We start from the raw sequence: 11,761 nt of genomic DNA, 5'->3' as shown, positions 1-11,761 counted from the left end.
ATTTCCCAACATGTCATCTGTGTCCTACACCCTCAAAACATTGTTTTTACTGGCGATGTCGCCAAATCGCTCGGGTGACACTTCTCCAACTTTTCCGCCTTTCGCGCCGTTTGCGACTGCATTTGCAATCGCACGAAACAGTGCATGTAGGAAAGTGGATCGAGCCATCCGTTAGTCCTTCAAAATCCCGTCAATCGCTTCGCCGATACGCACCGGCCCCGGGAAATACGCCCATTCGAGGCTGTGCGGATACGGCGTATCAAAGCCGGTTACGCGCTCGACCGGCGCTTCGAGGTGATAGAAGCACCGCTCCGTCACCAGCGCCGAGAGCTCCGCGCCAAATCCGCTTGTGCGGGTGGCCTCGTGCACGATCAGGCAGCGGCCCGTTTTCTTCACCGATGCTTCAATGGCTTCGATGTCGAGCGGCACCAGCGTGCGCAGGTCGAGAATGTCGGCCTCCACACCCTTCGCCTTTGCCACGGCCTCGGCCACGTGAACCATTGTGCCATAGGCTAAAATGGTCAGCTGTTCGCCTTCGGTGACATGGCGCGCTTTGCCTAGCGGGATTTTGTAGTACCCCTCTGGCACGACGCTATCCTTGTGCTTCTTCCACGGCTCGACAGGCTTGTCGTAAAAGCCGGTGAACGGGCCGTTATAGATACGTTTCGGCTCAAAGAAGATCACGGGATCGTTGTCTTCAATGCACGAGATCAAAAGGCCCTTCGCATCATATGGCGTCGCGGGGATCACCGTTTTCAGACCCGCCACATGGGTGAACAGGCTTTCGGGAGACTGCGAGTGCGTCTGCCCGCCGAAAATGCCGCCACCAAAAGGTGAGCGCACCGTCAGCGGCGCGATGTATTCGGTGGCCGAGCGGTAACGCAGACGCGCCGCTTCAGAAATCAGCTGATCAAGGCCCGGATAGATGTAATCGGCAAACTGGATTTCGGGAACAGGACGCAGGCCATATGCGCCCATGCCCACAGCCGCGCCGATAATGCCGCATTCGTTGATCGGCGTGTCGAACACGCGGGTTTTGCCGTGCTTTTCCTGAAGCCCGGCAGTGCAGCGAAACACGCCGCCGAAATAGCCAACATCCTCACCCATCACGACGACGTTATCGTCACGCTCCAGCATGATATCGAGAGCTTCGTTGATCGCCTCGATCATGTTGATCCGTCGGTCTTCAGCCTGCTCTACAGGCGCTTCGGTTTTCGTTTCGGTGCTCATTCGTATGGCCTTTCCGAACCGAATTTCGTGATCCGTTCCCGCGTCGCTTGCTCGGCTTGTTCTTTAAGATGCCAAGGCAGCTCTTCAAACACGTCTTCGAACATGGTGTGGAACGGGTGGTGCATACCGTGGCCAAGGATGCCGTTTTTCTCGGCCTCTTTGGTCGTCGCTTTGACTTCCTCGGCGCATTTGAGGTCCATCACGGTCTGACGTTCCTCATCCCACTCACCGATTTCGATGAGGTGGTTTTTAAGGCGCATCACCGGATCACCCAGCGGCCATTCCTCGCGTTCCTGTGCAGAGCGGTACCCAGAAGGATCGTCCGATGTGGAGTGTCCCTCTGCGCGGTAGGTGAAATATTCGATCAGGCTTGGACCCTGATTGGCACGGGCGCGGTTGGCGGCCCATTGCTGCGCAGCGAAACACGCCAGCGCATCGTTGCCATCCACGCGCAGACCGGCAATGCCGTATCCCAGAGCGCGCGCGGCAAAGGTCGTGCGTTCACCGCCCGCAAACCCGGAAAAGCTGGAGATCGCCCATTGGTTGTTGATCACGTTCAAGATCACCGGCGCGTTATAAACGGTCGCGAATGTGCAGGCGGAGTGGAAGTCACCCTCTGCTGTCGAGCCTTCGCCCACCCAAGTAGCGGCAATCCTGCTGTCGCCTTTGATCGCGCTTGCCATCGCCCAGCCAACGGCTTGCGGGGTTTGCGTCGCAAGGTTGCCGGAAATGCTGAAAAAGCTGTGCTCGCGGCTGGAATACATGATCGGCAATTGGCGGCCGAGCAGCTTGTCGCCCTTGTTCGAATAGATCTGGTTGATCATCTCGATCAGCGGATAGCCGCGCGCGATCAAGATGCCTTGCTGGCGGTATGATGGAAACACCATATCGTCGCTGGCCAGAGCCATTGAAGCCGCGACGCTGGTCGCTTCTTCGCCAGTACACTTCATGTAAAACGATGTCTTACCCTGACGCTGGCCTCGGAACATGCGTTCATCAAAGGCGCGAACCATCGCCATATGGCCCAGCATTGTGCGCAGAGTGTCGGGATCGAGCTTCGGGTCCCACGGGCCGTGCGCCTTGTTGTCATCGCCCAGCACGCGGACGAGATCATAGGCGAGGTCCTTCATATCCTCAGGCTTGGTACTTTCATCGGGACGCGGCTGATCACCGGCTTTGCCAACAACGACATCGGCAAAGTTTACGGGATCGCCGGGACGCGAGCGCGGCTCTGGCACGTGCAGCGCCAATGCTGGCCGGTTGTCTCCGGATTGCGGCGTAGTATCGGCCTGATTGGCCATAGCTGTGCTCTCCCACATATAGTCCGTGGGCACGGCAGGAAAGCGGCGTTTGCCGTGCCTCTGGCCCGTGCGTCTGAGAGGTCGGGTATGTCAGGCTTTTGACGCGGTCAAGCGGCGCGGATCAAACCGCAACAGGTGCCTTGATTGGGGCCTGCGGCGCGTAATCATGCACCACGAAATCCTCAATTTTGTAATCGAAAATTGTTTCGGGCTTTCGGGTGATTTCAAGAGTCGGCGCACCCGATGGCTTACGAGTCAGTTGTTCTGTGATCAAATGCTCGTGATTGAGATAGAGGTGCACGTCACCGCCCATCCACACAAGCTCGCCCGGCTCAAGGCCGACTTGCTGTGCGATCATGCGCTGCAAGAGCGCCGCCGACCAAAGGTTGAACGGTAGGCCAAGAGCCACATCGCAGCTGCGCTGATACAGCATGCAATTGAGCTGGTCGCCCGCGACATGGAACTGATAGGTCTTATGACACGGCGGCAGTGCCATCCGGTCAAGCTCGGCGACATTCCACCCTTCTAGGATATGACGGCGACTGCCGGGATTGTTCGTCAGGCTATCGATCAGATCGGCGACCTGATTGATGCCCTTCCCGCGCTCATACAGACCGTCTTTGCGATACCGGTAGGTCGGCCAATCGACCCACTGCTTGCCATAAACAGGGCCAAGATCACCCCAGCGGGACGCAAAATCCTCATCATCCGCGATGCGCTGCACGAATTCTTCGAGGCTGACGTCTTCGCCGCTTTCTTTGACATATTGCGCGTGCGGCCATTCATTCCAGATTTTGACACCTTGCAGCACCAGGGGGCGGATGTTGGTCTCGCCTGTTAAGAACCACAGCATCTCGCGCGTCGCGGTCTTCCAGTAAACGCGCTTTGTCGTGAGCAGCGGCATTGCGCCACCCGCCAGATCATACCGCAGCATCGCACCCGCGATGGATCGCGTGCCGATACCGGTGCGGTCTTGGCGCTGGCTGCCGCTCTCCCAAATCTGACGCATCAGATCGAGATATTGTTGTTCAGGATGAATACTGTGAATCGCTGCGCTTGCCATAGGCAAAGCTATAGGAGCCATTTGACCGCTTGCCACCCCGCCCGCATTGCCCTTTCAACACATGCCGGTGTCAGACGATAGCCTCAGCCACAAAACCCAGCGCAATGGTGAGCGCGCCCAGCCCTACGGACAAGTGGATGCGCAGCCGCATAAAGTCCGGCGCAGCGAAGCCAAGCGCGCGGTCAATCAGCGGTGATGCGAGGATAAACGCGCCGAGATACATGAGCGCTGGCCCGGGCCATGACCAACCAAAACTCCACGGCAGGAATAATGCAACCGCGATCAGACTGGGCATGACAGCGATCACATAGGCTCCAGCACCTGCTTTTCCGCTCGCGATGGATTGCCCCCACCACACGCCGCCAAGAAAGCTGAAAATCGCAGCAGCATAAGCGAAGCCGCCTGCCAGCGCCGTGTATGCATATTCGTGTTCCGCAGCTGCCAATGCAACGCAGATGATCTGCGGCAGCAATCCAGCATAGCCGAGCCATCGCGCGGCGGGTGTAAGTGAAGTTGATCCGTCCATGCGAGCCTAATCGCCAAGCCCCGCCTCAGGTTCCCGCCCGCTTGCGAGACGGCGCAGTTTCCGCCACCACCGCGCATATGGAACTGTTCGATCTTTCAGGCCGCGTTGCGGTTATCACCGGCGGCAATGGTGGCCTTGGCCTTGGCATGGCGCGGGGTCTTGTCAAAGCGGGCGCGAATGTCGCCATCTGGGCGCGCAATGCGGATAAGAATGCAAAGGCTTTGCTTGAGCTGAAATCCATCGGAAACGGCGAGGTAAAGGCCATTTCCTGCGACGTTTCCCAAGACGCGCAGATCGAGGATGCGATGGGAGCGACACTCGGCGCGTTTGGCCGCGTCGATGCGTGCTTTGCCAATGCCGGTATTTCGGGCGCAGGCACCGCCATTCCCGACATTACAGAGGAAGGGTGGGATCACACTATGGCCGTAAATGCACGCGGCCCTGCCCTCACCTATAAACACGTGACCCGCCATATGATCGAGCGCGCGAAAAACGGCGATGCAGGCGGAAAGCTGATCGTGACATCATCGGCTCAGGCGATCATGGGCGTAAACCGCTCCACAGACTACGCCGCATCAAAAGCCGCCGTGACGGCTCTAACGCGCGGCGCTGCGTTTGAACTGGCACGGCATCAGATCACGGCCAACGCATTGCTGTTCGGATTTTACGAAACCGAGATAACTGCAAAAGCCGATCCGCGATTTGCCGAATGGATCGAAAGGCGCATCCCGCTGCGCCGTTTCGGCGATCACGCCGGTTTGGAAGGATTGGCGGTCTTTCTCGCCTCCCCGCACAGCGACTATATTACGGGGCAGAGCCTGCCGGTCGATGGCGGTCTTAGTATAAGCTAAGAACCACAGCCGAACGCACGATCAAGCGATTGGTTCCAAACACTTTTCTGGAACTTTTAAGCTGGCACACCCGTTGATTGGTCAAATGATGGCGCAACACAGCGCCTTAGACAAACCAATTAGGGAAACCCGTTCATGCTCGAACTTATCGCACTTATCGCCACCGTTCTTCTGCCACCGCTTGGCGTAGCATTGAAGAAGGGTCTTGGAACAGATTTCTGGATCAACCTGATCCTAACGCTGCTGTTCTTCATCCCCGGCCTCATCCACGCCGTGTATGTGAACTACATTGCAGGCGGCAGGCGCTCTATCGCGTAACGACAACCAATATTTCCTCGACGATTATCGAGCGGCCAAGGCCCGGGATCATTCCCGGGCTTTCGTCGTTTTAGTGCCAAGCCCTTTCAAAACCCGCTACGGGACGCGTGATGACAGACGACACCAACCGCACAAATGATCGCTCGCGCGAACGCTCTGTTCCATCTGGGCGCGTTTCGCGTTTCGCCAGTTTCGGACGGTTGGCCAGCGGCGTTGCGGGCGGCATGGTTGCCGAAGGTGCACGGCGGCTGGCCAAGGGTGAAGGCATTTCGGCCCGCGATCTTGTGCTGACCCCAGGCAATGTCCAGCGCATGACGGACCGCCTGTCGCATCTGCGCGGTGCGGCAATGAAAATGGGCCAAATGATCAGCATGGATTCCGGTGACTTCCTGCCAAAGGAACTGGCCGATATCCTTGCGACCCTGCGCGATCAGGCGAATTTCATGCCCGCCAAACAGCTCGATACCGTGCTTCGGGCGGAATGGGGCCCCGATTGGCGCAAGCAATTCAAGTGGTTCAACCCGCGCCCCATCGCCGCCGCATCCATCGGGCAAGTGCACAAGGCGTTGACCCGCGACGGTCAGGAATTGGCGATCAAGGTGCAATATCCGGGCATCGCGGAAAGCATCGACAGCGATGTTGATAATGTGATGACGCTGCTGAAGGTTGCAGGATTTGCCCCGCCAGAGCTGGAGATCGACGCGCTGCTCGCCGAGGCGAAGAAACAGCTGCACGAGGAAGCCGACTATCGCCGCGAAGGCGCGCAGATGGAAATGTACCGCGAGAAGCTCAAGGATATACCGGGTTTTGTCGTTCCGACCCTTCACAAAGAGCTGACGCGTGACCGCATTCTGGCGATGAGTTTTGAACCGGGTGTCAGCATTGAAGAGCTGGAGAATGAACCGGACGAGCGCCGCGATGAAGCCATGGAGCAGCTAATGCGGCTCGTCGCCCGCGAATTGTTCGATTTCGGCGTAATGCAGACCGATCCGAACTTTGCCAATTTCCGCTATCGCCGCGAAACGGGTGAGATTGTTCTGCTGGATTTCGGCGCATGCCGCGATGTCGATCCCGATGTGTCCAACGGCTATCGCAAAATGCTGATCGCCGGACTGAAAGGTAACGCGGAGGAAGTGCTGAACGCCACCATCGAATCCGGTTTCATGATGCCGATTGTCGCGGAGAAATACCCCGAGCGGGTGAACCGCATGATCGAGATCGTCATCAATGAAATGCGCGAGGATAAACCGTTCGATTTCGGCGACCGCGCCTTTATCCCGCTGCTGCGCGATGAAGGAATGGCGATTGCTCAAGACAAAGACACATGGGCTTTCCCACCGATTGAAACGCTTTTCGTCCAACGCAAAGTCAGCGGCACCGCGCTGCTAGGCGCGCGGTTAAAAGCTCAGGTCAATGTCCGCCGCATGACCGAGGAGGTGCTAGGATCGACCAAGCCCCTCCCCGCAAAAGCGGCCTAGTCGCTGGCCTCTTCGACGCCGCCATGCTTCTGATGGTGGATCCACGTGTCGACATATTCCTCAAGCACGGAAAGCGGGATTGATCCGTTTTCCAGTACGGTATCGTGGAAAGCGCGCAGATCGAAATCCGCGCCCAGCTCTTCCTCGGCACGAGCGCGCAGTTCGCGAATTTTCAGCTCGCCGATCTTGTAAGCAAGCGCCTGTCCCGGCCAGGTCATGTAACGGTTGACCTCGGCATCGATATTGCCGGGCGAAAGCGCGGTGTTGTCGAGCATATAGTCGACAGCCTGCTGTTTGCTCCAACCTTTGGAGTGCAGTCCGGTATCAACGACCAAACGGGTCGCGCGCCACATCTCGTATGATAGGCGGCCCATCTGTTTTGCGGGCGTATCATACAGCCCCATCTCGATGCCAAGACGCTCCGAATACAGCCCCCAGCCTTCGACAAAAGCGGTAAAGAACGTGCCGTTCGCCCGCAGCGGGTGGATGTCGAGTTCCTGTTGCAGTGCGATCTGGTGATGGTGCCCCGGCACCGCTTCATGCACGCCAAGCGCGGGCAATTCCCACAGCGGGCGCTGGTCCAGTTCTGTCAGGTTGAGGCGGTAAATGCCCGCCTGCCCTGTTTCCAGCGAACCGGGCTCATAATAGGCAGTCGTATTGCCAGCCGCGTTTGCCGCAGGGATCGGAAGTACGGTGTATGGCTGGCGCGGCAAGCGGCCGAACAGCTTTGGCATAAACCCGTCGATCTTCTTCGCCAGCGCCTGCGTGTATTCCAGATATTCCTGCTCATCCGTCATGTAATATTGCGGATCGGTGCGCAGGTGCTCGATGAAAGCCTCGCGCGTATCAAAGCCGGCTTCGGTTGCGACTTCGACCATTTCAGCGCGGATGCGCGCAACCTCGGATAGGCCAAGATTGTGAACTTCGTCAGGCGTCATGTCGGTCGTGGTAAAACTGCGCACGCGGTAGGCGTAGTATTCCTCGCCATTCGGTGTTGCGAGAACACCCGGCGTACCGGTGCGGCAGTTCGGTTCGTATTCTTCGCGGTAAAAGCTCAGAAACTCTTCGTAGGCAGGCAGAACCTCGCCTTCGATTGTCTCTGCGGCAGAAGCCTTGAGCGCGGTCCAGTCTTCATCTGTGATTGAACCCGGCTTTTCGCCCGCAAATGGCTGCCAGAATGGAGATGTTGTGTAGTCATCGACCAGCTGCTGCGTGATCCGGTTGTCGAACCCTTTCATTGGCTCGCATGGCTGGGTCAGGCCGAGTTCGACAGCCTTCTTGCTGCGCTCGATCCCTTGCGCATTGAACGACCTGAACGCGCCCAGCCGCGCAACGTAGCTTTCATAGTCCGCCTTGGTGAAGAACGGTGATCGGTATGGCAGCGAGGCAAAGCCGGAGAACCAGCCGCCGCGATTGGTGAAGAGAATATAACGGTTGTGATCGAATTCAGCGCCAGCCAGCCCGTCTTCAAAACTGCTTTTAAGGATCGCGTAATCGACCTGAAGATCGACCGACAGCTGGATCGGATCAATCGCGTTTAGCCGCGCCAGAAACGCTCTGGATTCGGCGATAGAGCGATCGTATTCCTCAAGGCTGAGATCACCGATCTTGTCGTCGCCGCGCCTGTCTCCAATGCTGGTTGCAAGCGAAGGTGAACTATCCAGCGTCGCTTCCCACACCTCCTCGCGCAGCTCCTCATAATCCTCCACGGGGCCAGCCATTAGCGGGCTGGTGAGCAAAGTTGTGGCGGCCAGTGCAGCGATGAAGTGACGCATGAAATTTCTCCTCTTGGCGCTGCTTCCTATTGCGCGCCGCGCGCGAGGTCTAGTAGCTTGCCCGAATGAGCCACACCGCATCAGTCCTGTTCGTTTGCCTCGGCAATATCTGCCGCTCTCCGCTAGCAGAGGCCGCGTTTCGCGCGGCAGCAGATGATGCGGGGTTGGCCGTGCACGTCGATAGCGTCGGCACCGCGGGCTATCATGTTGGCGAGCCGCCTGATCCGAGAAGCATTCGCACAGCGGCGGCGCGCGGAATCGACATCACCCATTATCGCGGGCGGCAATTGCAGGAGAGCGATTTTCGCGAGTTCACCCATATCTTCGCCATGGACCGCGACAACCTGCGCAACATCAAAGCGCGCGCACCAGATGATGCGATCGCCGAAATTTCGCTACTGCTCGACCTGCTTCCCGACCGCGAAGGCGATGAAGTCGGCGATCCGTATTACGGCGGCGATGACGGGTTTGATCGCACCTGGGCCGAAGTCAGCGAGGCTGCAGACGCATTGATCGCCAAGCTAACCGGCTACCCCCGCCAATCAGGTTGATTTGCGTCCGAATGTGCGAACCGGTGCAACCTCTGGCGTAGATTCTTGAATACGCTGCGCTGGCCTTGCTCTCCGACGGTCGGATGCCGGCCCGCCCTCAGCAATGGTAACGATCAGTTTTTCGATCGGACGAAATTCTGAAGCTAAAAATTGCTCGGAAACCCGTTTGCCCAAAAAGAAATTGTCGCTGTCTCCAAGGAACAGATGCCGGTTCGAAGCCACGCCGTTGGTTGTTGTTGTTTCGACCGATGAGCGCAAGACGTCTTCCTTGCTAAACCGCGTGGTTCCAAACAAGCCATGGTGGTCAATTGCGTTCCCGCGAACCTCAAGGATGGTGTTATCGAGCAAGATATAGCGGAGCGCAAAAGGGATGCAGCACACCATCACAACGGCCATCAGGAGCGCCATAAACGCGCCTTTCCCATCGAAGTTAGTCCAAACCCAAAAACCGCCGGCAGCCATTAAAAGGATAAGAAAGAGATAGACGCTCAAACGAGCGCGCGAATATTTCACTTTGAACATGGTTCCCTCCGTTCGAAGGGAAATTATGCAAATTGTCCTGATTTTTCGTTACTTTGCGTGACCTTAGCCCCCGCGTAGCAGCTGAACACCCCAGTCGCGCTCGAACAGATACAGCAATTGCCGCGCCGCTTCTCCGCGCGCGCTGCTCAAACCACCATCATGCTCGATCAGCATCCGCGCATCGGCGTGGGCGATAGGAAGCAGCTTTTGCACCTGTTCTAGATTGGCGATCCGAAATGCTGCTTCGCCCGATTGCCGCGTGCCCAGCAATTCGCCGCCGCCGCGCAATTCGAGATCTTCTTCGGCAATACGAAACCCGTCCTGCGTCTCCCGCATCAACGCCAGCCGCTTGCGCCCTGTCTCGGACAGTTCGTTGCCGCGCAGGAGCACACACACCGACTTCTCCGATCCGCGCCCCACCCGCCCGCGCAATTGATGAAGCTGTGCAAGGCCGAACCGTTCTGCTTGTTCAATCACCATCAGGGTCGATGATGGCACATCCACGCCAACCTCAATCACCGTAGTCGCAACGAGCAATTTTGCGCCGCCGCTCGCAAAACGCTCCATATTCGCGTCTTTGATATCCGGCGTCAGCTGTCCGTGGACCATCACCACATCATCGCCAAACCGCTCTTTCAGCAAGGCGTAGCGCGCTTCGGCAGCGGCGATATCGTCCGTCTCGCTTTCGCGCACCATCGGGCACACCCAATAAGCCTGCTGACCGCTCGCAATATGCCGCTCTACGCCAGCGATCATATCCTCAAGCCGCTCTTGCGGGACAACACGCGTATCAATTGCCTGCCTGCCCGGCGGCAATTCATCGAGGCGGCTCACATCCATCTCACCATATTGGGCGAGCGTAAGGCTGCGCGGGATCGGCGTGGCCGTCATCGCCAGAGTATGCGGCGCGCGCTTACCCTTTGCCGCCAGCGCAAGGCGTTGCTGCACGCCAAAGCGGTGCTGCTCGTCAATCACGACGAGGCCCAAATCTTTGTAGCCGACGGTATCCTGAAAGATCGCATGGGTGCCGACCAGAATATCAATCGAACCGTCGAGCAGACCCATCAGAATGCCCTCGCGCTCCTTACCCTTCGCCCGCCCTGTCAGGATCGCAACCTCGACGCCGGTTGGCGCGGCCATTTTGCGCAATGTTTCAAAATGTTGGCGGGCGAGAATTTCTGTCGGGGCAAGCATCGCGGCCTGTTTGCCCGCCTCCACCGCGACCAGCATTGCGGCGAGCGCCACCACCGTCTTACCCGCGCCAACATCGCCTTGAAGCAGGCGCAGCATCGGTGCCTCCTGCTGCAAATCGCCTTCAATCTCGTCAATCGAACGCTTCTGCGCGCCTGTCATTTCAAACGGGAGATCAAGTTTCGCGCGAAGGCTGCCATCGCCCGCCAATGCCTGCCCCTTACGCCGCCGCCCTTCGGCTTTGACAAGGATCAGCGCGAGACTGTTCGCGAGCAGCTCATCATAAGCCAGCCGGTCCCGCGCCCTCTCATTCATATCCTTGTGCGCAAGATGCATTGCATCACGCCAAGCGGGCCAACCGGAACTTTCAAACTGTCCCGGCTCAATCCATTCCGGCAATTCGGGCAAACGCTCCAGCGATTGCGCGGTGAGCGAGGCGAGACGCGGCTGGGTCAGCCCTTCGGAAAGGCGATAAACCGGCTCGTTAAGCCGCGCGAGATGCGCCGCGCTGTCTTTCTCAATATGATCGGGATGGACGATTTGCAGCATGTCACCATACCGGTCCAGCCGCCCCGCTACCCAGCGCTTCTCTCCCACAGGAAGCTGTTTCTTCGCCGTGTAAGATGCGCGCCCAAAATATGTGAGCGAGCAGATGTTGCCCGCGTCATCCTGTGCCAAAACACTATACGGCCCGCGCCCGGGATTGCGGCTGGCGCGGTGCTCAGTCGGGGTTAAGCCGATAATGACCTGTTCGCCCTCACTGCCTTCATCCAGATCACTGATCACCCGCCGCGTCACAAACCGTTCCGGCAGATGATAGGCGAGGTCTTTCACCCGCGTCAGGCCGAGCTTTTCGAGCGGCTTCATCATCTTCGGCCCAACCCCATCAAGGTCGCGGGCTTCGATAAACAGCGGATTGAGTGCCTCTGGACGCATGGCTGCACTCTATACCGTC

The 11,761-nt window shown here is 58.2% G+C and carries 11 protein-coding genes; 4 read left to right on the top strand and 7 right to left on the bottom strand.

Features of this window, described 5'->3' with window-relative positions; all coding sequences use genetic code 11:
* Positions 1-171: 171 nt before the first annotated feature.
* From KCG46_RS09545 to KCG46_RS09530, 4 genes are all read right to left on the bottom strand, one after another.
* A complete protein-coding gene (locus KCG46_RS09545; RefSeq protein ID WP_218404998.1) occupies positions 172-1,230 on the bottom strand; it encodes an alpha-ketoacid dehydrogenase subunit beta in 1,059 nt (352 codons plus the stop codon).
* On the bottom strand, positions 1,227-2,531 hold the full coding sequence (locus KCG46_RS09540; protein WP_218404997.1) for a thiamine pyrophosphate-dependent enzyme: 1,305 nt from the start codon (positions 2,529-2,531) through the stop codon (positions 1,227-1,229). Before KCG46_RS09540 ends, KCG46_RS09545 begins: the two co-directional genes overlap by 4 nt.
* 121 nt (positions 2,532-2,652) lie before the next feature.
* A complete protein-coding gene (thyA, locus tag KCG46_RS09535; RefSeq protein WP_255551854.1) occupies positions 2,653-3,594 on the bottom strand; it encodes a thymidylate synthase in 942 nt (313 codons plus the stop codon).
* A 70-nt stretch (positions 3,595-3,664) separates the two neighbouring features.
* Positions 3,665-4,120, bottom strand: a complete 456-nt coding sequence (locus tag KCG46_RS09530) for a DUF3429 domain-containing protein (protein ID WP_218404995.1) — start codon at positions 4,118-4,120, stop codon at positions 3,665-3,667.
* Positions 4,121-4,197: 77 nt separating this feature from the next.
* On the opposite strand from KCG46_RS09530, the gene KCG46_RS09525 reads away from it, so the two are divergent.
* From KCG46_RS09525 to KCG46_RS09515, 3 genes are all read left to right on the top strand, one after another.
* Positions 4,198-4,971: an SDR family NAD(P)-dependent oxidoreductase gene (locus KCG46_RS09525; protein ID WP_218404994.1), complete on the top strand. Its 774-nt coding sequence runs from the start codon at positions 4,198-4,200 to the stop codon at positions 4,969-4,971.
* A 135-nt stretch (positions 4,972-5,106) separates the two neighbouring features.
* Positions 5,107-5,289, top strand: a complete 183-nt coding sequence (locus KCG46_RS09520) for a YqaE/Pmp3 family membrane protein (protein WP_218404993.1) — start codon at positions 5,107-5,109, stop codon at positions 5,287-5,289.
* 110 nt (positions 5,290-5,399) lie between these two features.
* Positions 5,400-6,767, top strand: coding sequence for an ABC1 kinase family protein (locus KCG46_RS09515; RefSeq protein ID WP_218404992.1), 1,368 nt, complete (start codon positions 5,400-5,402; stop codon positions 6,765-6,767).
* Here KCG46_RS09515 and KCG46_RS09510 read toward each other — a convergent pair.
* On the bottom strand, positions 6,764-8,542 hold the full coding sequence (locus KCG46_RS09510; protein WP_218404991.1) for a DUF885 domain-containing protein: 1,779 nt from the start codon (positions 8,540-8,542) through the stop codon (positions 6,764-6,766). The genes KCG46_RS09515 and KCG46_RS09510 overlap by 4 nt on opposite strands.
* 65 nt (positions 8,543-8,607) lie before the next feature.
* On the opposite strand from KCG46_RS09510, the gene KCG46_RS09505 reads away from it, so the two are divergent.
* Positions 8,608-9,093: a low molecular weight protein-tyrosine-phosphatase gene (locus tag KCG46_RS09505; protein ID WP_218404990.1), complete on the top strand. Its 486-nt coding sequence runs from the start codon at positions 8,608-8,610 to the stop codon at positions 9,091-9,093.
* On the opposite strand, the gene KCG46_RS09500 is transcribed toward KCG46_RS09505, so the two are convergent.
* Positions 9,085-9,615: a hypothetical protein gene (locus tag KCG46_RS09500; RefSeq protein WP_218404989.1), complete on the bottom strand. Its 531-nt coding sequence runs from the start codon at positions 9,613-9,615 to the stop codon at positions 9,085-9,087. The genes KCG46_RS09505 and KCG46_RS09500 overlap by 9 nt on opposite strands.
* A 63-nt stretch (positions 9,616-9,678) precedes the next feature.
* Entirely contained in the window at positions 9,679-11,742 is a 2,064-nt protein-coding gene (gene recG / locus KCG46_RS09495; RefSeq protein WP_218404988.1) for an ATP-dependent DNA helicase RecG, read from the bottom strand.
* Positions 11,743-11,761 lie beyond the last annotated feature (19 nt).

Origin of the sequence: Erythrobacter crassostreae, from assembly GCF_019204045.1 — a bacterium.
Taxonomy (GTDB): Bacteria; Pseudomonadota; Alphaproteobacteria; order Sphingomonadales; family Sphingomonadaceae; genus Erythrobacter; species Erythrobacter crassostreae.
This window is presented reverse-complemented; position numbering and strand designations above follow the sequence as displayed.